The organism is Corallococcus sp. AB045 (genome assembly GCF_003668895.1).
Lineage (GTDB): Bacteria > Myxococcota > Myxococcia > Myxococcales > Myxococcaceae > Corallococcus > Corallococcus coralloides.
On record NZ_RAWN01000002.1, the window covers coordinates 32236 to 54446 of the forward strand.

The window sequence follows — 22211 nt, forward strand, 5'->3', positions numbered from 1 at the left end:
CGGGGCGCCCTGTCGCATCCGCATCCCGGGCCGGCGCGGGCCTGTCCGCCCGCTCGCCTTACTACGGGTGGTTCGGGTGCATCCGGTGCCGCCACGTCGTGCGCTGTGACGTGTAGCGGGGGTTCTCGAAGAGTTTGATCAACACCATGCCCGCCACGAACCCGCCGATGTGCGCCCATACGGCAACGCCGCCGGACACCTCCGGCCGCAGCGTCATCAATTGCGGCAGGCCGGTGATGACCTGGAGCACGAACCACCACACCAGCACGGCCCACGCGGGGATGGGGAAGACGCGGATGAGGATGAAGATGATGAACAGCATGTTCACGCGCACGCGCGGATAGAGCACCAGGTACGCGCCCAGCACGCCCGCGATGGCGCCGGACGCGCCCACCGTGGGCACCGGCGACGTGGGGTCCACCGCCACGTGCGCCGCCGCCGCCACCAGCCCGCACACCAGGTAGAAGACGAGGAAGCGCAAGCGCCCCATGCTGTCCTCGATGTTGTTTCCGAAGACCCAGAAGAACAGCACGTTGCCCAAGAGGTGCCCCCAGCCGCCGTGCAGGAACATGGACGTGAGCGGCGTGAGGCGGTTGATGGCCTCGTTGTCCACCACGCACGCCAGCCCGTCCCCCAGCGGCACCGCCTGTCCCAGCGGCGCGCGGCCGGTGAGCTCCCCGGGCACCATGCCCAGCTCGCAGATGCTGGTGGCCAGCGCCACCACGTTGAAGCCCGCGCCCTGGAAGAACACCCAGGTGAGCCCCAGGGTCGCGAGCAGGAGGTACGTCATCACCGGGGTGCGCAGGGTCGGGTTGTCGTCGCTGATGGGAATCATGTCCGCCCGCCAGCATGGCCCCGCCCCCGGCCCCCCGGACGGCCTCGTGCGCGCGGATGTGCGACGCCGGACGCATCACCGGAAGGCGGCCGGGCTCTAGCCAAATGAAGGTTGCCTGCTGGGGGTAACCCTCTTTCGGACGGGCCCGGACTTGGCTTCCAGGCCCGCGCCGGGCGAAATTCCGCAGCCGTCTTCCCTTTCATGGAGTCCGGAGCAATGAATCCCTCGAAATCGTCCCGCGCCTCGGCGCTGCTCGTGGTGTCCGCCCTCGCCCTCGCTTTCAGCAGCGGCTGCGCCGCGCGCCGTCAGCAGTCGTACCTGGAGGACAAGGCCATGGGCCACGTCTACCGCAAGCCCATCGCGGAGGTGTGGCCGGCGGCCCTGGCCCTGGTCAAGGAGAAGGGCTTCTCCGTGACGAACGCGCAGACCGGCTTCGAGACCACGACGGAGTGGCTGATGACCAGCGCTCCCTCCTCGCTGGGCACCTCCTACGCGCGCTACCTGGTGCGCGGCTTCGAGCGGGGGCCCGGCCAGTGCGCGGTGGAGTTCCGCCGCCAGGACCGCTCCGAGTCCCGCGCCGCCGACAGCACCGACGGGCGCGCCAATGAGCAGAGGGAGGGCGTGAACGGCGCCGGCAACTCCCAGATGCGGCGCGACTCCGAGCTGGAGTGGGAGCTGCTCCAGAAGGTGGACCCCGACGCCGCCTCCGCCCTCAAGGCCGAGGCGAAGAAGATCGAGTAGTCCCGCCGCACCGTGGGAAGGCCCGCCGCCCGCGCGACACCGGACGTCAGTCGCGCAGCGGCAGCTCCACGGTGAGGCCGTCGAAAGCCACCTCCACCGGCCCCTTGAACGCCTCACGCGCCTGCGTGAGCAGCCGTCCGGGGTCGGTGTCGTGGCGGCTGGACAGGTGGGTGAGGATGAGCCGCTTCGCTCCCGCCTCCCGCGCCACCTGGGCCGCCTCCCGCGCGGTGGAGTGCCGCGTCTCCTGCGCGCGCGCCTGCTCGTCGTCGGAGAAGGTGGACTCGTGCACCAGCAGGTCCGCGTCCTTCGCCGCCTGCACCAGCGCCGGGCACGGCCGCGTGTCACCGGAAATCACCAGCCGCCGCCCGGACCGCGACTCGCCCAGCACGTCCTCCGGCTTCACCACGCGCCCATCCGGCAGCGTGATGGACTCGCCCTTCTGCAGCTTGCCGAAGGACGGTCCCTCCGGCACGCCCAGCTCCCGCGCCTTCTCCAGGTGGAATCTCCCCGGGCGGCCGTCCTCCGCCAGCACGTAGCCCAGCGCGTGGATGCGGTGGTCCACGCCCACCGCCTGCACGGTGTAGCCATTGCGGCGCACCGTGTCCCCGTCCTTCAGTTCGTGGATCTCCACCGGGAAGGCCAGCGACTCCAGCCCCAGGTGCACGGCCTGGTGCAGCAGCCGGCGCGCGGGAGGAGGCCCGTACAGGTGCATGGGCGCGGTGCGGCCCATCATCCCCAGCGTGCGCAAGAAGCCGATGATTCCCAGGTAGTGGTCGGCGTGGAAGTGCGTGAAGAACGCCGCGTCCACGGTGAAGCCCGTGCCGAAGCGCACCATCTGCCGCTGGGTGCCCTCACCACAGTCGAACAGGAGCAGGTCCGCGTCCGCCTTCACCGCCAGGCCGGAGAGGCCTCGATGCAGCGTGGGCTGTGCGGCGGAGGTGCCGAGGAAGGTGAGCCTCAGTAGGGACATGCCAGCGCTTCCCACGTCGAGAGTGGCCTCCTCGCACGCGCGGAGTCTGTCCCGGCGCGCGCGTTCCCGGGGCATTTACCAGGGTGCGAGGGGGCGTGCTATGCAGCCGGCCCTTTCGGACCCTCCCCCATGCCTGATTCCTTGACGGTCGGCCCCACGGCCGACCCCCGCCGGGTGAAAGCCCAGGACGGCCGCCTGCTCACCGTTCCTGACGGCTGGGCCCTCCTTCCCCCCGGCGACGCCGGCCTCACCCGCCGCGTGAAGGCCGCCGGCCCCTCCTGGACCGTGGTGGAGAAGGTGGGCCGCAAGCTCTTCTCCCGGGGCGTGTGGGCGCCGGAGGCCCACATCGTCCACGCCCGCGCCGCCCTGGACGATGAGCGCGCCACCCCCGCCTACGCCAAGAAGCTGGCCCAGGGCCGCGAGCGCCGCGCCAAGGAGCAGGCCGAGTACGAGGTCGACTTCGCCAACGCCGTCCTGCGCTTCCTCGCCTTCAGCCCCGCGTGGCTCCCCCACGCCAAGCGCCTGGCCGTGATGGTCGCCGGCCACGCCACCCCCGTGGGCAGCGGCACCGTCGCCCGCACGGAGCGCATCCCCATTGAGAGGCGCGCGGAGGCCGCCGTCATCGCCTGGATGCGCCACCAGACCACCGGCTACGACGACATGCGCATCCAGCGCGTGAAGGGCGCCCGCCGCGAGGTGCGCCGCGAGCTGGCGGAGGTGTCCCGCGCCATCCTGGACCTGCACCGCCGGGACGCCCCCCACGCCCCGCCCGCATGTCCGCTCTGCTCCGCACTCCTGCGCCCCCCGCCGACACGCCCCTCGGATTCCTGACCCGGCGGTCAGCAACGACTGTTCTATTTCTGACCGGCGGGTTAGGAATGCGTCCGCCATGCCCCGCCCCGCCGACCCGAAAGCCCGCAGCGCGCTCATCGCGTCCGCGCGGGCGGAGTTCGCGAAGCGGGGCGTGAAGGGCGCGCGCATCAGCGACATCACCGCCGCCAGCGGCCTGTCCAAGGGCGCCTTCTACCTGCACTTCCCCTCGAAGGAGGCCCTCTTCGCGGCGCTGGTGGAGGGCTTCCTGGAGGAGCTGGAGCGGCTGGCCACGAAGCGCATGTCCTGCATGGACCGCTTCCGCGCCGACCACAGCGGCCTGCCGGGCCCCGGGGACGTCGCCGTGCGCTCGGAGCGCTACCGCGACTTCCTGCGCATGGAGGCCGCGCTCGACGTGGAGATGCTGGAGCTCATGTGGGAGCAGCGTGAGCTGGTCACCGCGCTCATCGTGGGCAGCCAGGGCACCGCCTTCGAGTCCGTCATGTGGGACGTGGTGGACCGCGAGGTGGAGCGCATCGCCCGGGAGTTCCACCACCTGCGCGGCCAGCATCCGGACACCCCGGACGTGGACCCCAGCCTCTTTGGCTCCTTCATCGTGGGCACCTATCTGCTGCTGGCCCGGCGCATGGGGCGGCTGACGCAGAAGCCGGACCTGGCCGTCTGGGCCGTGGGCCTCCAGCGTCTGATGCACGAAGGCTCGCTGCCCCGCGAGGCCGTGCCCGCGACGCCCGCCGCCCTTGCCCGTCCCTCTTCGCCTCCTTCCACGCGCCGGCGCCACGCCCGCGCGGCCCACCCGCACCGCCCGCCAAGGAAACGCCCGTGAAACCGTCCACGAAGCCCTCTGCCTCCCGCGCCCTCACCGCCCTGGGAATGGCCGCCGCGCTCGCGCTCTCCGGTTGTGACAAGGCGGATGCGTCCTCGCCGCCCGCCGCCGCCGCCGCCGCTGGCCAGGACAAGCCGGCGCCGGCCGTGAAGGTCGTCTCCGCGCGCGGCGTGCAGGCCTCGCAGTCGGAAGAGGTGACGGGCACGCTGTACCCCGCCCAGGGCCTCCAGGTCGGCTTCGAGGTGGGCGGCCGCCTGGAGACGGTGCGCATCCACAAGGGCCAGGCCGTGAAGAAGGGCGACACGCTCGCCCAGCTCAACTCCGAAATCGTGGACGCGCAGGTGGCCGGCGCGGAGGCCGCCGTCGCCGCCGCGGAGGCCGGCGCCTCCATGGCGCAGGACGCGGCCGAGCGCACGGAGAAGCTCAGCACCGGCGGTGGTGTCAGCGACCAGCAGCACAAGAACGCCGTGGCCGCCGCCGCGCAGGCCCAGGCGCAGGTGATGGCCGCGAAGGCGCAGCTGGCGCAGGCCCGCGCGTCGCGCCGCCGGCACGACCTGAAGGCGCCCTTCGCGGGCACGCTCATCGAGTCCCCGGACCAGACGGGCGCCACGGTGGGGCCGGGCTCGCCCCTCTTCACGCTGGAGCAGCTGGACACGCTCGTCTTCCGCACCACCGTGGCGGAAGGGGCGCGCGCGCTGCTCAAGCCCGGCACGAAGGTGCGCGTGGCGGCGCTGGGCAACGGCGCGTCCACCGACGAGGCCGTGGTGCGCACCATCCTGCCCTCCGCGGACCCCACCACCCGCCGCATCCCGGTGGAGATCGCCGTGCCCAACGCGGACGGCCGCTTCGTGGCCCACACCCTGGCGCGCGCCATGCTGAAGCTGGGCGAGACCCAGGAGGCGCAGCTGTTGCCCACGACGGCGCTGTCCTCCTCCAACGGGGACCACGTCCTGGTCGTCAGTGACGGCTCGCTCCAGCGCGTGGACGTGCAGGTGCTGGAGCGCCGCGACCGCGAGGTGGTGGTGCGCGCCGCGGCCGTCCTCCAGCAGGTGGTGGACTTCCCCACGCCCTCCCTGACCCCCGGCACCCGCGTCTCCGTGAAGTAGCCGCAAGCCGCCCCTTTTCGCCGCGGCCTTCCTTCGCGCGCGGCGTGCGTGAGCTCTTCCAATGATTCTCAGTGACGTTTCCATCCGACGGCCGGTGTTCACGGCCATGGTGTCCCTGCTGCTCATCGTGCTGGGCGTGATGGGCCTCAAGCGCCTGGGCACCGACCTCTACCCGGACGTCAGCTTCCCCGTGGTGGTGGTCAACACCCTCTACAAGGGCGCGGGCCCGGGCGAAATCGAGACCCAGGTCATCAAGCCCCTGGAGGACGCGGTCGCCGGCATCAGCGGCGTGGATAAAATCCACTCCTTCAGCCGTGAGAACGTGGGCACCGTGGTGGTGTCCTTCACGCTGGGCACCGCCCTGGACACCGCCGTCCAGGACGTGCGCGACAAGGTGGGCCAGGCCGTCAACAAGCTGCCCACGGACGCGGACGCGCCCATCGTCAGCCGCGTGGACCTGTCCGCCGCGCCCATCCTCACCTACGCCATCTCCGCGGACATGAAGTCCCAGGCGCTGCGCAAGCTGCTGGATGACCGCATCAAGCCCGCGCTCGCGCAGCTGGCCGGCGTGGCGGAGGTGCGCATCACCGGTGGCGACACGCGCGAAATCCAGGTCGACATCGACTTGGACAAGGCCCGCGCGGTGGGCATCGCGCCGTCGCAGGTGTCCCAGCGCATCGCCATGGAGAACCTCAACCTGCCCGCGGGCCGTCTGCAATTGGGGCCCAACGAGCTGACCGTGCGCGCCATGGGCGAGTTCCGCAGCGTGGAGGATTTGCAGAAGCTGCCCATCGCCCGCAGCAGCACCGGCGCGCAGGTGCGCCTGGAGGAAATCGCCACCGTCACGGACGGCGTCGCCGAGCGCCGCACCACCGCGCGCCTCAACGCCCGCGACGCCGTGGTGCTCGAAATCGTGAAGCAGCCGGGCTCCAACACCGTGAGCGTCAGCGACGCGGTGAAGAAGACGCTCGCGGACATGACGCCGGTGGTGGGGCAGGGCTTCCAGGCCACGCTGCTCATCGACCAGTCGGACCTCATCCGCGCCAACACCCACGAGGTGTGGGTCGCCCTCATCTTCGGCGGCCTGATGGCGGTCCTCATCATCCTGATGTTCTTGTTGGACCCGCGCGGCACGTTCATCTCCGCGCTCGCGCTGCCCACGTCCGTCATCGGCACGTTCTTCGTGATGTATGTGCTGGGCTACTCGCTCAACCAGATGACGCTCTTGTCGCTGTCCCTGGCCATCGGTCTGCTCATTGACGACGCGGTGGTGGTGCGTGAGGCCATCACCCACCGGCTGGAGCAGGGCGAGGACCCGATGAGCGCCGCGTCCAACGGCACCCGGGACGTGGGCCTGGCGGTGCTCGCGACCACGCTGGCCCTGGTGGCGGTGTTCATCCCCGTGGCCTTCATGCCCGGCATCGTGGGTCAGTTCTTCAAGCAGTTCGGCATCACCATCTCCGTGGCGGTGCTCATCTCGCTGTTCATCTCCTTCACGCTGGACCCCATGCTGTCCGCGCGCTTCGCCAAGGCGCACAAGCCAGGGGAGCCGCGGCACGAGCCCGCCGTCTTCCGCGCGCTGCGCCGCTTCCTGGAGGCCACGGAGTCCACCTACGCCCGCATCCTGGGCTGGGTGCTGCGCCACAAGTGGACCACCGCCGGCCTCACCGTGCTGGCGCTGTTCCTGTCCTTCGGCGCTGCCAGCCGCCTGGGCGTGGAGTTCATGAGCGCGGAGGACCGCTCGCAGCTCATCGTCGAATTGCAGCTGCCGGACTCCGCCAACCTGGCTCAGACCACGGAGCGCGCCGCGGAAGCGGAGGTGCTGCTCAAGAAGATCCCCGAAGTCACGGACATCTACACGACGGTCGGCCCCAACGGAGACGTCTACAAGGCGCGCCTGCGCGTGCTCACCGTGGGCAAGGACCAGCGCACCAAGAGCATCCCCGTCCTCAAGGAGGAGGCCCGCGCGCTGCTGGTCCCCAACCTGGTCTCCACCGCCATCACCCTGTCGGACCCGCCGTCCATCGAAGGCCTGGGGGACTGGTACCCCATCATGGTGCGCGTGGTGGGCCCGGACCTGAAGCGCGTCAACGAGGAGGCCGAGCGCGTCGCCAGCATCCTGCGCACCCTGGGCACCTCCGACGTGCGCGTGGACTCCAACCCGGCCAAGCCGGAGCTCCAGATTCAAATCGACCGCGCGCGCGCCGCGGACATGGACCTGTCCGCCGGGGCGCTCGCCACGCAGCTGCGGCTGGCCATCGACGGTGACGTGACGGCCAAGCTGCGCGAGGGCACGGACGAGACGGACATCCGCGTGCGCCTGCGCGAGCAGGACCGCGCCACGCCGGAGCGCGTGCGCCAGCTGATGATCGCCACGCCCCGCGGCCTGCACCAGGTGACGGACGTGGCGGAGGTGTCGCTCAAGGACGGCCCCAGCGTCATCGAGCACGAGAACCGCGAGCGCCAGGTGGCCGTCGTGTCCCAGCTGGCCAAGGGCGCCGCGCTGGGGGACGTGGCCACGAAGCTCAAGGCCGCCATCGCCCAGAAGCCGCTGCCGCCCGGTTACGCCATCGTCTACGACGGCCAGATGAAGAGCCTGGATGAGCAGAACGACGCGTTCGGCATCGCGTTCCTGCTGGCCTTCGTCTTCATCTACATGGTGCTCGCCAGCCAGTTCGAGTCCTTCAAGCACCCCTTCACCATCATGGTGTCGCTGCCGCTGGCGCTCGTGGGCGCGCTGCTGGGACTCGTCGTCACGAACTACCACCTCAGCATGGGCGCCATGATTGGCGTCATCCTGCTGATGGGCCTCGTCACGAAGAACGCCATCCTCCTCATCGACGGCGCGCTCCAGCACCTGCGCGAGGGTGACTCCGTGGACGAGGCCCTGCTCAAGGCCGGCCCCCGCCGCCTGCGCCCCATCCTCATGACGAGCGCGGCCATGGCCATTGGCATGGTGCCCACCGCCGTGGGCACGGGCATCGGCTCCGAGTTCCGCGCCCCCATGGCCATCTCCGTCATCGGCGGCGTCATCACCTCCACCTTCCTCACGCTGCTGGTGGTGCCGGTGGTGTTCGCGGCGATGGAGAAGCTGTCCTTCCGCAAGAAGCAGCCCCGCGCGCAGGGCCCGAACGCCACGCTCTCCGTGGACGCGCCCGCGGCGCACGACCGCGCGGCCTGAGGCCTCAGGGCATGAAACAAAAGGCGCGGGTGACGGTGCCGTCACCCGCGCCTTTCATTTGAAACAAGGGGGATGAAACAAATCCCGGGTGGGCCTCTTCCGCTTCGGGCCACCGGCTCCGGGCCTTGCCGGAGACGGGGCGTTCGCGGGCGTCCTGCCCGGGAGGACAGCTCTAGCGCACGGCCGACATGCCGTCGCCGTTGAGCAGGCGCACGCGCGCCTTGGCGAGCTGGTTCTGCGCTTCCTCCAGCGACACACAATCCACGGTGATGTCGTCGTTGGGGGATGCTTCCGACGCCACGCGGGCCGTCTGCAGGCGCGCGATGGTGGAGTCCGACACGTGCGCGCACATCGCGCAGCCATTCTTGCGCCCGTGGTCGACGATCTCGGAGAACAGCTTCGCGGATTCCGGCTCCAGCGGGCGCAGACCCCGCATGTCGGCCAGAACCAGGTGCCGCCCTCCGCCGTAGCTGTCCGTGGCCTTCTTGTAGACGGCCACGTACTCCTTCATTTCGTTCGGCCGCATGAAACCGCTCATGCGGGCAGTGATGGTCCGACGGCTGACATCGTTGGTGACTTCGAACATAGGTGCGCCCTCCCTCGCAGGATCAAAGCCTAACAGACGTCTTTCGGACTTTCACCAGCCCCCCCTTGATTCCTTGGAGGGTGTAAGGTTTGAAAGGAATTGCGTGTTATTCCTTCTGGGTAGGTTGTAAAAATGAAGAAGCCCGGCCCGCGTGAGCGGAACCGGGCTTCCGTGCTCTGGGGTTGACCCGGAGCGGGTTGAGATCAACCCACTGAGCGGACGTTCTGCGCCTGCAGGCCCTTGGGGCCACGCGTCACCTCGAACTCCACCTTCTGACCTTCCTGTAGGGTGCGGAAGCCGTCCATGTTGATGGCGCTGTGGTGGCAGAACACGTCCTCACCACCGCCGTCCTGAGTGAGGAAGCCAAAGCCCTTCGCATCGTTGAACCACTTCACCGTACCAGTAGCCATGAATCGTCTTCTCTTTGTTGGGTGGGGCGTGGCACCCACCGCCCGGGAGCGGTCGGTCCTCTCGAAATGTGAGGGCCTGAGTGCGAACGACAGTCTGCCCGGCGGGGAGGGGTGGGTGGAAGCCCCCTTGCTGAGCAGCCAACAGTTCGTGGGGTAGTCAGCCCCCCCACCGTTGTTGGCACAGGCAGGCGGGCGTGGAGCAGGGGCGGCTCCAGCGCCTGGGTTTGGAGGCGTGGCTACCGTTCCGGGCAAGGCCACGACGGCCGGGAGAGGAGTCACGTCATGTACGAGGTCCGAGGCCCCGAGACCCTGCTGCCCCCAGTTCCTCCGCGCGCGGAGGGCGCCGCGCGCCGCGAGTGGCGCCGGATGAGGGACCACAGCGCGGCGGCGGGCATCCTGTCGCGTCCGCTGTTCGGCCGGCTGCCGCTGCGCCGTTGGCTGTCGCAGGACCTGCACTCGGTGCTGGACTACGTGGGCGGTGCGGCGCTGGTGGCGGTGGGGAGCGCGTCCGGTGACAGCAAGGCGAAGGCGGCCGGCTGGGCGCTGGGCGGGGCCGCGGTGGGCGTGTCGCTGTTCACGGACTACCGGCTGAGCCTCACGAAGCTCATCCCCATCGAGGCGCACGAGCTGGCGGACTACGCCTATGGCCTGGGCGCGGTGCTGGCGCCCTTCGTGCTGGGGTACGCGAAGCGTTCGCCAGTGGCGGCGGCGCTGCACGTGCTGCTGGGCGTGAAGGTGCTGGCCGCGTCGCTCGTCACGGACTACCGCTGCCAGACGGGCATGCACCTGGGCGGCGAGCTGGCCACGGACCCCGAGGGCATCGGGGCCTGAAGTCAGGGATGGAGCTTGAGCAGGAAGCCGTCCTGCAGCGGCCGTGACGGTCCGTCCTCCGGCACGGACCGGTTGAAGCCTCCGGCGAGCAGCACGCCCCCGGACGCGTCCACGCTCACGGCCTTGGCCTGGGCCACGGTGCCGGGGCTCGCGAACCCGCGCACCCAGAGCGACGTGCCCTCTTCCGGCAACAGCTTCGCGACGTACAGGCCCGGAGGCAGGCTGCCCCCACCCAGGGCGAGACCGCCGTCATGGCCGCCCGCCACCGTCAACTGGCCCGCGTCGTCGGTGGCCACCATCGGCGCGCCGGTGGGGAAGGTGCGCGCCCACTGCTGGCCGCCGTTCGCGTCGTAGGCCAGGAGGAAGCCGTCGCGCGAGTCCGCGCGGTGGAAGGTCTTCTGGAAGTACAGCCGGCCGCTGAAGCCTCCACCCACGAAGACGCGGTCCGCTCCCACGGCCACGGACACCGCGGCGCCATCCGTGCCGCGCACGTCGTGACTCCAGACGTGGTCGCCGTCCCGGCTGAGCTTCACCACGAAGGGCGTGTGCTGGCGCACGGTGACGAACGTGGCGTCTCCAAACGACACCGCCCCCGCGTAGCCGCCCACCACGTGCACGTCGCCAAAGACATCCACCGCCACCGCCCGCGCGGAGACCTCGCCCTCGCTTGAAGGCATCCACACGCGGCTCCAACGCTGCTCGCCCTTGGAGCCCACGCTCAACGCGAAGCCCGCGTGCCTGCCATGGGGCGTGCGCTTCAATCCCTCTCCCAGGTCGCGCGCGCCGGCGAAGTCCCCCACCAGCACCGCGCCCCCGTGCTGGTCGGACGTGACGCCGTTCACCGCCACCGGGCCCTCACCCGGCAGCGAGCGCACCCAATCCAGCGCGCCACCGCCGTCCAGCCGGGCCAGGAACGGCCCCTCCGGCAGCGTGGCGCCTTCGCGGGTGAAGCCCGCGGACATGCCCGTGAGGAAGATGTTGTCGGAGGCGTCCACCGCCAGGCCACCCACGCGGGCCCGCGCCTCATGCCCGGGCGTCCAGCCTCGCGCCCACTTCAGCGTGCCTTCCGACGAATACCGCGCCACCAGCAGGTGTGGCGCCACGACGTTGCGATTGAAGGGCAGGGGACCCGCCCCCAGGTCGATGGGTTCTTGATAGGTCGCCGCCACCAGGACGTCCCCGTTGGAGGTCACCACCGCGTGCGGAGCCTGTGGGTCCCCAACCATCAGGGTCCGCGACCACACGTGTGCCTCCACGCCCTCTGGCGCTACCTGTCCACCCACCTCGCCGAGCACCGGGATGCGCGGTGCCGTGGCTCGGGCTTCCTCGCACCCCACGAGAAAGAGTCCCCCCACGAACACCGCCATCCGAATCCACGCCACCGCCGCCCTTCAACCGCGCCCAATCCCTACTGCAAGCGCGCGGCCAACGTGTCCTGGCAAAGGAGTCCCCTCGGCGGAAGCCTCGGGGAGCCCGATAGAAGGGCAGAGGCCGTGTCCGTCAGCCGGTAATTCCTGCCGACCGGAGGGAGGGGAGGCGGTAAAGAAAGACGCCCGCACGGGTCTCCCCGGCGGGCGTCGATGTATGTGTTATGTGTTGGACGGGATGAAGGCCTACAGCACCTTCACCTGCACTTCCTTGAGCACCTGGTCGCCGCGCATGACGGTCACGGTCCACGCGCCGGCCTTGGGCAGCCGCACGCCGGTCCACTGACGCGCGCGCCAGCCCTCGCCCTTCACCTTCACGTCCTTCGTCTCGCGCACGGTGGCGCCCTGCTTCACCTGCACCGTGATGTCGTCGATGGAGTCGCCCTGGGGCACCAGGTAGCTCTGCCACAGCATCACGTTGGTGTTCGCCTTGACGCCCTCGGGGCCCACCTCGGCGGTGCACTCGTACTTGTTGGGGCCGTCCTTGGCCACCTCCGTGCAGAGCTTGGCCTCCACCAGCACGGGACCCTGGCCCTGGCCCTTGTAGAAGTAGTTCCAGGTCTCGCGCACCGCGTCCGCGCTGGGGGCCTTCACCGACTCCGCCGCCGGCGCCGCCGCCTCCTGCGCTCCCGCCACCGCCGCCACACCCAGCACCGCGCACAGCACGCTTCCGTTGAACAGGCTCTTCATGACTTGGGGTCCCCTCGTTGATGTTGAAGGCGGCCGGCCCACGTCCGGCCCCTTGGTGTGCTTGTCTACCATGAAACATCCCACGCCATTCCCCGAGTCCCGGATACCGGGCTTTCGCACCGGGGACGCCGCGCCGCGCTATCCGAACAGGAAGAAGCCCAGCGTCACCAACGGCAGGTACGCGAGGAAGGCCACCAGCAGGAAGCCGAGGATGTCCTTGAACTCCAACCGCGCCACGGCCAGGAGCGGCAGCGCCCAGAAGGGCTGGATGAGGTCGGTGGCCATGTCGCCCCACGCGTACGCCAGCACCACCTTCTCCGGCGCCACACCCAGCCGTCCCGCCGCGTCCAGCAGGTAGGGCGCTTCAATGGCCCACTTGGATCCACCAGAGGGCACGAAGTAGTTCACCACGCCGCTGTACAGATACACGATGGCGGGGAAGGTCTGCTGCGTGGACAGCGACACGAACAGCTCCCCGATGCGGTCCGTGAGCCCCGTGGCCTTGAAGATGCCGTAGATGCCCGCGTACAGCGGGAACTGCAGCACGATGCCGTGCAGCACGCTCGCTGCCTCCTCGCTCGCCTTGAGCAGCCGCGCGGGCGTGCCGTGCAGCAGCACCGCCAACGTGAGGAAGGTGAAGTTCACCACGTTGAGGTTGAGCGCCTTCCAGCCGCCGTGGAGCCACAGGTGCCGCGCGAACCACAGCAGGCCCAGCACGCCGAAGAGGGCGTTGAGCAGCCACGCGTGGTCCAGCCACTCCGCGGGGCTCAGGCGCCCTTTGGGCTTCTCCGGCGGGACGAAGTCGCCCAGCTTCTCCAGCACCGCGGGCTCCACGCGCACGGTGCGCTCGGGGGACGGGTGCAGCGCCCACGCCAGCGCCGTGAGCAGCGCCACCGCGGCCAGCGTGAGGCCCACGTTGAAGGGGGAGAACAGCGTCCGGTCGATGGGGATGACCCCCAGCTGCTTCTCCAGGAAGTGCCCCGGCGTCGCCACCAGCAGCGGCGCGGAGGCGGACAGGCCCGCGTGCCACGTGGCGCCCAGGCCGAAGTAGGCGCACGCCACCAGCAGCCGGTAGTCCACGTCCGGGCGCCTGCGCGCGATGAAGCGCACCAGCATGGCGCTGGCGACCAGCGACAGGCCCCAGTTGAAATACGCGAGCGCCATGGACACCGCCGCCATCAGGGCGGTGGCGCTCCGGGGGCTCTTCGGCAGGCGGGCCACCCACTCCAGCAGCGCCTTCACCGGCGCGGTGAGAGCGAGCAGGTAGCCGGTGAACATCACCAGCGCCATCTGCATGGAGAAGGTGAGCAACTCCCAGAAGCCTCCGCCCCACGCGTCCAGCACCACCGGCGGCGCGGCGCCCACCCAGCCCATGGCCAGCGCCATGGTGAGCAGGGTGAGCAGCACCGCGATGGCGAAGGCGCTGGGGACGAAGCGCGCGGAGAAGCGGCCCAGGCCTTCGGCGAACCGGACGAGGGTTTCCACGGTGAGAGGGCTCCAGGCGTTCAGGGGGCCCCGGTGTGAAACTCCCAGGGCGACACCCCGGGTTTTACGGTATGAGCGGTCGTTATGTCCCCTAGCGAGCAGCACCCGCCCGTCTTCGAGCGCATCGCGACAGGCGTTCCCGGACTGGATGCCATCCTGGGCGGTGGCCTGGTGGCCTCAGGTGTCTACATCGTGGTGGGGGAGCCCGGCGCGGGGAAGACCATCTTCGCCAACCAGCTGTGTTACTCGCAGGCGCGCCAGGGCACGCGCTGTCTGTACGTGACGCTCCTGGCCGAGTCGCACTCGCGCATGCTGGCGAACCTGCGCAGCATGGCGTTCTTCGACGCCTCCCAGCTGCCCCAGCGCATCTACTACGTCAGCGGCTTCCGCATGCTGGAGGAGCAGGGGCTGCCGGGCCTGCTGGAGCTCCTGCGCCGGGAGATGCGCAACCACGGCGCGGGCATCCTGGTGCTGGACGGCCTGGTGCAGGCGCAGGAGGCCGCGGGCAGCAGCCGCGACTTCAAGAAGTTCATCCACGAGCTCCAGGTGTCCGCCGGCTTGTCGCGCTTCACCGCGCTCCTGCTCACCAGCAGCGTGGGCCCCACCGTGCACCCGGAATACACCATGGTGGACGGCATCCTGGAGCTGCGCGAGCGCACGGCGGCCATGCGTTCGTGGCGCGAACTGCAGGTGCGCAAGTTCCGGGGCAGCGCCAGCCTCAATGGCTCGCACCACTTCCGCATCTCCGAGGCGGGCCTGGAGGTGTTCCCCCGCCTGGAGACGATGGTCAGCCGCGCGCAGCCGCCGGACTGGGGCACACAGCGCGTGCGCTTCGGCGTGCCCACGCTGGACGCCATGATTCCGGAGGGCTTCGCCGCGGCGTCCACCACGCTGGTGATGGGGCCTCCGGGCTGCGGCAAGACGCTCCTCGGCGTCAGCCACCTGGCCGAAGGGCTGCGCCTGGGCGAGCCCTGCCTGATGGTGAGCTTCTACGAGGGCCCGGACCGGCTGATGCACAAGGCGGCCAACGTGGGGCTGTCGCTGGCCGGCGCGGTGAAGGACGGCCGGCTGGTGCTCCAGTGGAACATGCCCGCCGAGTGCAACCTGGACCTGGTGGCGCACACGCTGCTGGAGGACGTGCGCAGACGCGGCGTGAAGCGCCTGTTCGTGGACGGCCTGAGCGCCATGGTGGAGACCACGAACGAGCCGGCGCGCATCAGCCCCTTCTTCGCCGCGCTCACGCAGGAATTGCGACGCCACGGGGTGACGACCGTCTTCACGCTGGAGACGCCACGCCTCTTCGGCCCGGACATGGATGTTCCCCTGGGGACCGGCCTGTCCGGCGTGGCGGAGAACCTGCTGTTCATGCGCCACCTGGAACTCAATGGCCGCCTGCGGCGGCTGCTCTCCATCTTCAAGCTGCGCGACGCGGACTATGATCCGACGCTGCGCGAGTTCCTCATCACCTCCCAGGGAATCGAGATCCAGCCGCCCTTCCAGCCGTCGCCCGAGTTGCTGCTCACCGGTATCGCCCGCTTCCCGGGCAACCACTCCTGACCCCCAGAGGCTCCGTGGTTCCCGCGACCGAGACCGTGCTGGTGGTGGATGACGAACAGGGCATCCTGGAGGCGCTCGCGGACCTCCTCCGAGAGGAGGGCTACCGCGTGCTCACTGCGTCCCATGGCCGCGAGGCCCTGGAGCGCATGGCGGATGTGACGCCGGACCTGGTGCTGACGGACTGGATGATGCCCGTGCTGGATGGCCCCGCGCTCATCGCGCGCATCCAGCAGGACCCGGTCCTGCGCCAGATTCCCGTGCTGGGCATGAGCGCCGTGGACGTCAGCGGCCTCAAGCGCCTGCACCCGGGCATGGAGTTCCTCCAGAAGCCGTTCGACATCCGGGCCCTGATGAAGCTGGTCCGCAGGTCCCTGGACGCGAACCCCCGCGTCCGGGGAGGGTGAAGCGCACCGCCCGCGTGCCCGGAGGGTCCGCCATGTTCCACCTGCTCAAGCTGGGTCCCGTGCCGCTCTCCGTGGGCACCACCGGCGTCTACCTGCGCATCGGCGAGACGGGCGAGCCGTCCGCCCCCGTCTTCGAACAGACGGACCTGGCCGGCGTGCGCGCCCTCATCGCCGGCCTGGAGCCGTCCCAGGTGTCGTGCGAGCCCGCCCTGGCGGACGCCGCCGCCGAGCTGGGCCTGGCCGTGGCGCCACCGTCCCTGGCGGCGCTCTCCGCCCGGGCGGCCATCGCCACCTTCCTCGCGTGGGGCCAGATGGGCGTGTCCGGGCTGGGCAGCGACAAGGCGCTGCTCTTCGTCCAGGCCGCCACCGAGTTCTGGGACGCGAAGCCCTGGACGCACTGGGACGACAGCCAGGCCTTCACCGTGGACGTGACGGGCGCGCACGAGCACACCTACGAGGGCTGCGTCTTCCACGGCGAGGACGAGGGTCCCTCGGGCCTGGCCCTCTACCTGTCCCCCGGTTCGCTGGGGCGGCTGCTGGAGCTCCAGGTGCATGGCGCCGACAAGGAGGCGCAGGCCCTGCCCGCCATCACCGTGTCGCTGGAGGCCCGCCCCACGTACGCCGTGGACGCGCTGTCCGCCGCGGGCCGCGCGCCCCGGCTGCCCCTGCCCGTGAAGGCCGGTCCCCAGGGGCTGTCCGTGCCCTCCAGCCTGGAGTCCCTCATCCTGGTGGCCGCCCTGCGCGCCGTGGCCCGCCTGTCGCCGTCCCAGCCAGAGGCCCTGAGCAGCATGGTGGCCGGCGACGCCCGCATGGACGTCCGCGTCCGCGCCCCTGCCCCTCGCGTTCGCAACTAGGCGGAATCAGGCACCCCCTGGCGTGACGCGCCCTGACCAGGCAGGCGGCCGGGCTCGTGTGTAACTGTGAACAACCGCTCCCAATAGAAAGGTTGATTCACAAAGTATCTGGGTCCATAGGTGGAGACGTGACTGACGCCGGCCTCTCATCACGGGTCCAGCGCTTCCTCACGACGCACATCGATTCCATCGAGAAGCTGGAGGTGCTCCTCCTGCTTCGCGCCCGGACGGAGCGGGCCTGGACGGCGCCGGCGGTAGCCCTGGAACTGCGCATCACCGAAGCCTCCGCGGCCCGCCGCATGGCGGAGCTGCGGACGGGAGGGCTGCTTCTCCAGGATGGGGGGGCGGAGGACGCCTACCGCTTCAGCCCCGGCCGCTCGGAGGACGTGCAGGCCACGGCGGAGCTGGCGATGGCGTACTCGGCGCGCCGCGTGAGTGTGATTTCGTTCATCTTCTCACGCCCCATGGACCGGGTGAGGGGCTTCGCGGACGCATTCGTGATCAAGAAGGACAAGGACGGCGACGGACATGGCTGAGGCGGTCTACATCCTGTGCGCGTTGACGAGCCTGGCGTGCGCGGTGTTGCTGCTGCGGGCCTGGCGGCGCACGCGGATGAAGCTGCTGCTCTACAGCGGCCTGTGCTTCACGCTCTTCACGCTGAACAACGTGCTGCTCTTCGTGGACCTGGTGCTCATCCCCGAAGGGGACCTGTCGCTGGAGCGCACCGTCACATCGCTGGTGGGGGCCGGCGTGCTGCTCTTTGGCCTCATCTGGGACGTGTCCTGACGCAATGGGGGGGACGCCATGATGAAGATCCTGCTCGATGGCGCGGTGTTGATGGCGTACCTGGCGTGCGCTCTCTTCTTCCTGCGCTTCTACCTCCAGTCGAAGGACCGGCTGTTCGCGCTGTTCTCCCTGGCCTTCACGCTGATGGGTGTCCACAACCTGCTGGGCGCGCTGCTGGCGCCGACGCTGGACGCCGAGCGCATCCACTACCTGTATGTCGTCCGCCTGATGGCCTACCTGCTCATCCTGGGAGCCATCTGGGACAAGAACCGCGCGGGGCGCCAGGCGCGGTGAGATGCTGTTCTCCTCCTGGGCCTGACGGGAGGATTGCTTCATGACCACGACATCGCTTCCCCGCTTCACCCCGCGCCGCGCGCTCGGGCGCACGGGCTTCACCGCGACGGCGGTGGGCATTGGCGACCTGGCGGACCGCACGGTGCCTCGCGAGGAGCTGGTCGCCACGCTCGCGCGGGCGCTGGACGCGGGGCTCAACGTCATCGACACGGCGCCTGGCTACGAGGACGGCCTGAGCGAGGAGGTGGTGGGCGAGGCGCTGCGCGGCCGGCGTGAGGGCGTGTTCGTCATCGACAAGGTGGACGAGCTGGCCGCTCCGGTGGCGCCGCAAGTGGAGGCGTCCCTGCGGCGGCTGGGCCTACCGTCGGTGGACCTGTTCGCGCTGCACGCGGTGAAGTCGCTGGCGCAGTGGGAGGAGCTGGCCCGGCCGGGTGGCGCGCTGGAGCAGCTGGAGGCGTGCGTGGCGAAGGGGCAGGCGCGCTTCAAGGGCATCTCCTGCCACCACCCGGACGCGCTGGTGGCGGCGGTGCGCTCCGGGCGGTGCGACGTGGTGATGTTCCCACTGGGGCCGTTCGTGGACGCGCGCTACGTGGAAGAGGTGCTGCCCCTGGCGCGAGCGCACGGTGTGGGCGTGGTGTCCTTCAAGACGTTCGGCGCGGGCAAGCTCCTGGGAGACACGGAGGGCTACGGCCGGCCGCTCCAGGCGCGCCCGCGCGGCAAGGTCGGCTCCGGTGGAGAGGCGCGCGACACGCCGATGCTGCCGCACCTGTCGGTGGCGGAGTGCGTGCAGTACACGCTCACGTTGGATCCGGACGTGATGTTGATGGGGATGGGCTTCCCGAACGAACAGGACGCCGCGCTGCGGGCGGCCTCGGCCTTCCAACCGCTGGACGTCGTGGGCATGCAGGCGGTGCGGGAGCGGGCGCACACCGCCATCCAGGGGAAGGGGGCGGTGTGGTGGAACCCTCCTTCACCGGACGTCGCGGCGGGCTGAGGCACCGCGCGAGGGCAGGCAGGCCGGGCGGGTTGCCTGCCGGACACTCGCCAGGAGTCCGGTGGCCCGGGAGGCTTGTGGCCGGTCGGGGGTCGTCATTATCGGAGCGTCCCCTTGGTGAGGCGTCATGCCCATGACGCCGTGGCCCGCGCTCCATGCCCGAACCGTCCATCGAGCCTTCGACCGAGCCTGCCGTCGAGCCACCTCCGCCGTCCGCCGTGACGACGAACGACGCGGCGGTTCCCGTGTCCGCGTCCGGTGGCGTGGACGCCGGAGGCAAGGCCGTCGCCTCCGCCGTCTCGCCGGAGCCCGCGTCGCCGGTGGCCATGGAGGAGGGCCGCTTCGCGTTCCTGGCCCGCGCGGGCGAGGTGCTGGCGTCATCGCTGGATGAGCCCACGGTGCTGCGCGAGCTGCCGGAGTTGGTGGTGCCGGACCTGGCGGACTGGTGCGCGGTGGATGTCGTCACGCCTTCGCACAAGGTGGTGCGAAGGGCCGCGACACACCGCGACCCCGCGCTCGTGCCCACCGTGTATGCCATTGCCGAGCGCTGGGCCCTCCAGGAGAACGGCTCCCAGACCATGGCCCATGTGCTGCGCACCGGCGAGCCCCGCCTCATCCCGGACGTGCCCGAACAGGCCTTCCTGGAGGCGGCCCGGGGGAACGCGGCCCTGGAGGAGACGTGGCGCCTGGGGTGCCGCTCCGTGATGGTGGTGCCGCTGGTGGCGCGCGGGCGGGTCCTGGGATGTATGTCATTGATGTCCGGCACGGCCGGCCGCTATGGCGAATGCGACCTGGAGCTGGCGCGCGAGCTGGCCCGCCGGGCGGCGCTGTCGCTGGACAACGCGTGCCTGTATGGCGAGGCCCGTCAGGCCCAGGCGCGCACGGCCCGGCTGCAGGCGGTGACGGCGGCCCTGTCCCGCGCGGCCACCGAGGACGCGGTGGCGCAGGTGCTGGCGCGCGAGGTGTGGGAGGCGAGCGGTGCCACGCGCGTCGCGGTGCTGGCGCTGGAGGAGGACGGCCTCATGCGCCCGCTGCGCGTATTGGGCTACCCGGAGGACGCGCTGGCCTCGTTCACCCGGCCGCCGGATGGAGTGGCCCCGGACATCCGGCGCGAGGCGGGGTGGTTCGGTTCGCTGGAGGAGTTCATCGCGCGCTACCCGGAGAACGCGGAGCTCGCGCGCCGCCAGGGAGCGGGGGCCCGCGCGGTGGTGCCGCTGTGGGGTGAGACGCGCGTGCGGGGCCTGCTGCTGCTCGCGTGGCCGGAGCCGCGCGTCTTCCCGGACGCGGAGCGCGCGTTCCTGGAGGCGCTGGCGCACCAGTGCGCGCAGGCGCTGGAGCGGGCCGCGCTCTACGAAGCGCTGCGCGAGCGCACGGAGAGGCTGCGGCAGGCGCTGGTGACGGGAGACATGGGGACCTGGCGCCTGGACCTGGTGCGCGGCAAGGAGCTGCGCGACGCGGCGCTCAACCACATGCTGGGCCTGCCGGCGGTGGACTCGGCGGTGCCGGTGGGGGACATGCTGGAACAGCTGCACCCGGAGGACCGGCCGCACGTGGAGGCGGAGTTCCACCGCTACCAGCGCGAGTCGCCGGGCTTCTTCGAGCTGGAGTTCCGCGTGATTCGCCGCGACGGCGGCGTGCGCTGGCTGCACAGCGTGGGGCAGTCCTTCGCCGGGCCGGACGGGAAGGTGACGGAGCTCACCGGCGCCATGGCGGACGTCACCCGGCGCAAGGAGGCCGAGGAACGGCTGCAGCTGCTGCTGGACGCAAGCCGCGTGCTGGCGCTGCGCCTGGACGACGTGGAGGAGGCGCTGCCGGAGGTGGCGCGGCTGGTGGTGGACCACGTGGCTACCGGCTGCCTGGTGGACCTGGCCGCGCCGGACGGCACCCTGCGGCGGGTGACGGCGGCCCACCGCGTGCCCGAGCACGACGCGCGGCTCCACGCGGCCCTGGGAGGCACGGACCGGGGGCCCGCGCACCCGGCGCTCCAGTGCTTCCGCACCGGAGAGGTCTGCTTCCTGTCGCGCCTGGACTTCACGCGCTGCGACGCCGTCTCCACGAGCGCCGCGCACCGCTCGCTGGTGGACAGCCTGGCGCCCACGTCCGTGCTGTCGGTGCCGCTGCGCGCGCGGGGCCGCACGCTGGGCGTCATCACGCTGTTCACCGCCGGGCCCCAGCGCACGCTGGTGGCCGCGGACGTGACGATGGCGGAGGAGCTGGCGCTGCGCTTGAGCGTGGCGCTGGAGAACGCGCGCCTGTTCCACGACGCCCAGTCCGCGGTGCGGCTGCGAGACGAATTCCTCTCCGTGGCGAGCCACGAATTGAAGACGCCGCTCACCAGCCTCATCCTCCAGCACAACCTCATTGGCCGGGCGCTGGAGACGGCGGGCCCGCCCGGGCCCGTGGCGGGGAGGCTCAACACCGCGCAGCGGCAGGTGCTCCGGCTGACGGCGCTGGTGGACAACCTGCTGGACGTGAGCCGGCTGTCCCTGGGCAAGCTGTCGCTGGAGCGCGCGGAAGTGGACCTGGTGCAGCTGACGCGCGACGCGGTGGAGCGGCTGGAGGACGTGTTCGCCCAGGCGCGGTGTCCGCTCGAGCTGGAGCTGCCGCGCACACTGACGGGCCAGTGGGACGCGCTGCGGTTGGACCAGGTGCTGGTGAACCTGCTCACGAACGCCGCGAAGTACGGCGCGGGCCACCCGGTGTCGGTGCGCGCGGGCGTGGATGCGCGCGACGAGGCCTGGGTGGAGGTGCGCGACCAGGGCATCGGCATCGAAGCGGACGCGCTGCCGCGCCTCTTTGGCCGCTTCGAGCGCGCCGTAAGCGAGCGGCACTACGGCGGCATGGGCCTGGGGCTCTACATCAGCCGCCAGATTGTGGAGGCGCTGGGCGGCCGCATCGACGTGGACAGCCAGCCGGGGCAGGGCGCCACCTTCACGCTGCGGCTGCCCCGGAACACGGTCGAAGCGCCGCCCCCGCCTCCCCCGGAGCTGTGAGGGAGGCGAAGGGCGCGGCCTTCAGTGCTGGGGCCCCTTGGGCGGGGGCCCTTCCTGTTCGAGCGCGCGGTACTCGTCGTCGGTGAACAGGCGTGAGCGGATGAGGAAGCGCACGCCTTCGGGGGCTTCGACGGAGAAGCCGCTGCCGCGGCCGGGCACCACGTCCACGGTGAGGTGGGTGTGGCGCCAGAGCTCGAACTGCGGGCCGGACATGTAGAAGGGCGTGCGGACGATGTCACCCAGGTACACGTCCTCCTGTCCCACGCGGAAGTCGCCGCGCGGGAAGCACATGGGCGCGCTGCCGTCGCAGCAGCCGCCGGACTGGTGGAAGAGGAGCGGACCGTGAAGGCCCTGCATCTTGCGGAGCAGGGCCTCGGCGGCCGGCGTGACCTCGACGCGCGGCACGGGCATGG

Annotated in this window: 22 protein-coding genes; 14 read left to right on the top strand and 8 right to left on the bottom strand. The window is 70.8% G+C overall.

Annotation, left to right across the window (positions count from 1 at the left end; all coding sequences use genetic code 11):
- Nucleotides 1-61: 61 nt before the first annotated feature.
- Nucleotides 62-835 (bottom strand): rhomboid family intramembrane serine protease, encoded by a 774-nt coding sequence (locus tag D7Y21_RS00645; RefSeq protein ID WP_120562420.1) that lies wholly within the window; start codon nt 833-835, stop codon nt 62-64.
- A gap of 216 nt (nt 836-1051) precedes the next feature.
- Here D7Y21_RS00645 and D7Y21_RS00650 point away from each other — a divergent pair, with 216 nt between their 5' ends.
- A complete protein-coding gene (locus D7Y21_RS00650; protein ID WP_120562419.1) occupies nt 1052-1576 on the top strand; it encodes a hypothetical protein in 525 nt (174 codons plus the stop codon).
- Between the two features lie 46 nt (nt 1577-1622).
- Here the strand turns inward: D7Y21_RS00650 and rnz are convergent, their stop codons facing one another.
- Entirely contained in the window at nt 1623-2546 is a 924-nt protein-coding gene (gene rnz, locus D7Y21_RS00655; RefSeq protein WP_120562418.1) for a ribonuclease Z, read from the bottom strand.
- A gap of 129 nt (nt 2547-2675) precedes the next feature.
- Here rnz and D7Y21_RS00660 point away from each other — a divergent pair, with 129 nt between their 5' ends.
- From D7Y21_RS00660 to D7Y21_RS00675, 4 genes are all read left to right on the top strand, one after another.
- Nucleotides 2676-3377, top strand: coding sequence for a DUF2293 domain-containing protein (locus tag D7Y21_RS00660; RefSeq protein WP_120562417.1), 702 nt, complete (start codon nt 2676-2678; stop codon nt 3375-3377).
- Nucleotides 3378-3435: 58 nt separating this feature from the next.
- On the top strand, nt 3436-4200 hold the full coding sequence (locus D7Y21_RS00665; protein WP_120562416.1) for a TetR/AcrR family transcriptional regulator: 765 nt from the start codon (nt 3436-3438) through the stop codon (nt 4198-4200).
- On the top strand, nt 4197-5306 hold the full coding sequence (locus tag D7Y21_RS00670) for an efflux RND transporter periplasmic adaptor subunit (RefSeq protein ID WP_121710581.1): 1110 nt from the start codon (nt 4197-4199) through the stop codon (nt 5304-5306). The genes D7Y21_RS00665 and D7Y21_RS00670 overlap by 4 nt, the downstream gene beginning before the upstream one ends.
- A 61-nt stretch (nt 5307-5367) precedes the next feature.
- On the top strand, nt 5368-8487 hold the full coding sequence (locus D7Y21_RS00675) for an efflux RND transporter permease subunit (protein WP_120562414.1): 3120 nt from the start codon (nt 5368-5370) through the stop codon (nt 8485-8487).
- Nucleotides 8488-8659: 172 nt separating this feature from the next.
- Here the strand turns inward: D7Y21_RS00675 and D7Y21_RS00680 are convergent, their stop codons facing one another.
- A complete protein-coding gene (locus D7Y21_RS00680; RefSeq protein WP_233591470.1) occupies nt 8660-9013 on the bottom strand; it encodes a hypothetical protein in 354 nt (117 codons plus the stop codon).
- A 263-nt stretch (nt 9014-9276) separates the two neighbouring features.
- Complete coding sequence (locus D7Y21_RS00685) at nt 9277-9483, bottom strand: cold-shock protein (RefSeq protein WP_120562412.1); 207 nt, start codon at nt 9481-9483, stop codon at nt 9277-9279.
- Between the two features lie 282 nt (nt 9484-9765).
- Here D7Y21_RS00685 and D7Y21_RS00690 point away from each other — a divergent pair, with 282 nt between their 5' ends.
- Nucleotides 9766-10314 carry a hypothetical protein gene (locus D7Y21_RS00690; protein WP_120562411.1) on the top strand — a complete coding sequence of 183 codons (549 nt, stop codon included), beginning with the start codon at nt 9766-9768 and terminating at the stop codon, nt 10312-10314.
- Between the two features lie 2 nt (nt 10315-10316).
- Here the strand turns inward: D7Y21_RS00690 and D7Y21_RS00695 are convergent, their stop codons facing one another.
- The 3 genes from D7Y21_RS00695 to D7Y21_RS00705 all read right to left on the bottom strand — a co-directional run bounded on the left by D7Y21_RS00695 (nt 10317) and on the right by D7Y21_RS00705 (nt 13916).
- On the bottom strand, nt 10317-11696 hold the full coding sequence (locus D7Y21_RS00695; protein ID WP_233611884.1) for a hypothetical protein: 1380 nt from the start codon (nt 11694-11696) through the stop codon (nt 10317-10319).
- Nucleotides 11697-11927: 231 nt separating this feature from the next.
- Nucleotides 11928-12431 carry a hypothetical protein gene (locus D7Y21_RS00700; RefSeq protein ID WP_120562409.1) on the bottom strand — a complete coding sequence of 168 codons (504 nt, stop codon included), beginning with the start codon at nt 12429-12431 and terminating at the stop codon, nt 11928-11930.
- A 138-nt stretch (nt 12432-12569) separates the two neighbouring features.
- Nucleotides 12570-13916, bottom strand: a complete 1347-nt coding sequence (locus D7Y21_RS00705; protein ID WP_121710586.1) for a short-chain fatty acid transporter — start codon at nt 13914-13916, stop codon at nt 12570-12572.
- Nucleotides 13917-14000: 84 nt separating this feature from the next.
- Here D7Y21_RS00705 and D7Y21_RS00710 point away from each other — a divergent pair, with 84 nt between their 5' ends.
- The 8 genes from D7Y21_RS00710 (at nt 14001) to D7Y21_RS00745 (ending at nt 21798) form a co-directional block, all read left to right on the top strand.
- The gene (locus tag D7Y21_RS00710; protein WP_120562407.1) at nt 14001-15473 is read left to right on the top strand and encodes an ATPase domain-containing protein; all 1473 of its coding nucleotides are present in this window, start codon (nt 14001-14003) and stop codon (nt 15471-15473) included.
- A 14-nt stretch (nt 15474-15487) separates the two neighbouring features.
- Nucleotides 15488-15877 carry a response regulator gene (locus D7Y21_RS00715; RefSeq protein WP_120562406.1) on the top strand — a complete coding sequence of 130 codons (390 nt, stop codon included), beginning with the start codon at nt 15488-15490 and terminating at the stop codon, nt 15875-15877.
- A 32-nt stretch (nt 15878-15909) separates the two neighbouring features.
- Nucleotides 15910-16731, top strand: coding sequence for a hypothetical protein (locus D7Y21_RS00720; RefSeq protein ID WP_120562405.1), 822 nt, complete (start codon nt 15910-15912; stop codon nt 16729-16731).
- A 128-nt stretch (nt 16732-16859) separates the two neighbouring features.
- The gene (locus tag D7Y21_RS00725; RefSeq protein ID WP_121710588.1) at nt 16860-17267 is read left to right on the top strand and encodes a hypothetical protein; all 408 of its coding nucleotides are present in this window, start codon (nt 16860-16862) and stop codon (nt 17265-17267) included.
- The gene (locus D7Y21_RS00730) at nt 17260-17517 is read left to right on the top strand and encodes a DUF5985 family protein (protein WP_120562403.1); all 258 of its coding nucleotides are present in this window, start codon (nt 17260-17262) and stop codon (nt 17515-17517) included. Before D7Y21_RS00725 ends, D7Y21_RS00730 begins: the two co-directional genes overlap by 8 nt.
- Nucleotides 17518-17535: 18 nt before the next feature.
- On the top strand, nt 17536-17811 hold the full coding sequence (locus D7Y21_RS00735) for a DUF5985 family protein (protein ID WP_233611885.1): 276 nt from the start codon (nt 17536-17538) through the stop codon (nt 17809-17811).
- Nucleotides 17812-17851: 40 nt separating this feature from the next.
- Complete coding sequence (locus tag D7Y21_RS00740; protein WP_121710590.1) at nt 17852-18805, top strand: aldo/keto reductase; 954 nt, start codon at nt 17852-17854, stop codon at nt 18803-18805.
- 155 nt (nt 18806-18960) lie between these two features.
- Nucleotides 18961-21798 (top strand): GAF domain-containing protein, encoded by a 2838-nt coding sequence (locus D7Y21_RS00745; RefSeq protein WP_121710592.1) that lies wholly within the window; start codon nt 18961-18963, stop codon nt 21796-21798.
- Nucleotides 21799-21819: 21 nt separating this feature from the next.
- Here the strand turns inward: D7Y21_RS00745 and D7Y21_RS00750 are convergent, their stop codons facing one another.
- Complete coding sequence (locus D7Y21_RS00750) at nt 21820-22209, bottom strand: DUF779 domain-containing protein (RefSeq protein ID WP_120562400.1); 390 nt, start codon at nt 22207-22209, stop codon at nt 21820-21822.
- Nucleotides 22210-22211: the final 2 nt, after the last annotated feature.

Coding starts and splice junctions, on each gene's coding strand:
- D7Y21_RS00645 (WP_120562420.1), bottom strand. CDS start 835: ATGATTCCCATCAGCGACGACAACCCGACCCTGCGCACCCCGGTGATG.
- D7Y21_RS00650 (WP_120562419.1), top strand. CDS start 1,052: ATGAATCCCTCGAAATCGTCCCGCGCCTCGGCGCTGCTCGTGGTGTCC.
- rnz (WP_120562418.1), bottom strand. CDS start 2,546: ATGTCCCTACTGAGGCTCACCTTCCTCGGCACCTCCGCCGCACAGCCC.
- D7Y21_RS00660 (WP_120562417.1), top strand. CDS start 2,676: ATGCCTGATTCCTTGACGGTCGGCCCCACGGCCGACCCCCGCCGGGTG.
- D7Y21_RS00665 (WP_120562416.1), top strand. CDS start 3,436: ATGCCCCGCCCCGCCGACCCGAAAGCCCGCAGCGCGCTCATCGCGTCC.
- D7Y21_RS00675 (WP_120562414.1), top strand. CDS start 5,368: ATGATTCTCAGTGACGTTTCCATCCGACGGCCGGTGTTCACGGCCATG.
- D7Y21_RS00680 (WP_233591470.1), bottom strand. CDS start 9,013: ATGCGGCCGAACGAAATGAAGGAGTACGTGGCCGTCTACAAGAAGGCC.
- D7Y21_RS00685 (WP_120562412.1), bottom strand. CDS start 9,483: ATGGCTACTGGTACGGTGAAGTGGTTCAACGATGCGAAGGGCTTTGGC.
- D7Y21_RS00690 (WP_120562411.1), top strand. CDS start 9,766: ATGTACGAGGTCCGAGGCCCCGAGACCCTGCTGCCCCCAGTTCCTCCG.
- D7Y21_RS00700 (WP_120562409.1), bottom strand. CDS start 12,431: ATGAAGAGCCTGTTCAACGGAAGCGTGCTGTGCGCGGTGCTGGGTGTG.
- D7Y21_RS00710 (WP_120562407.1), top strand. CDS start 14,001: ATGTCCCCTAGCGAGCAGCACCCGCCCGTCTTCGAGCGCATCGCGACA.
- D7Y21_RS00720 (WP_120562405.1), top strand. CDS start 15,910: ATGTTCCACCTGCTCAAGCTGGGTCCCGTGCCGCTCTCCGTGGGCACC.
- D7Y21_RS00730 (WP_120562403.1), top strand. CDS start 17,260: ATGGCTGAGGCGGTCTACATCCTGTGCGCGTTGACGAGCCTGGCGTGC.
- D7Y21_RS00735 (WP_233611885.1), top strand. CDS start 17,536: ATGATGAAGATCCTGCTCGATGGCGCGGTGTTGATGGCGTACCTGGCG.
- D7Y21_RS00740 (WP_121710590.1), top strand. CDS start 17,852: ATGACCACGACATCGCTTCCCCGCTTCACCCCGCGCCGCGCGCTCGGG.
- D7Y21_RS00745 (WP_121710592.1), top strand. CDS start 18,961: ATGCCCGAACCGTCCATCGAGCCTTCGACCGAGCCTGCCGTCGAGCCA.
- D7Y21_RS00750 (WP_120562400.1), bottom strand. CDS start 22,209: ATGCCCGTGCCGCGCGTCGAGGTCACGCCGGCCGCCGAGGCCCTGCTC.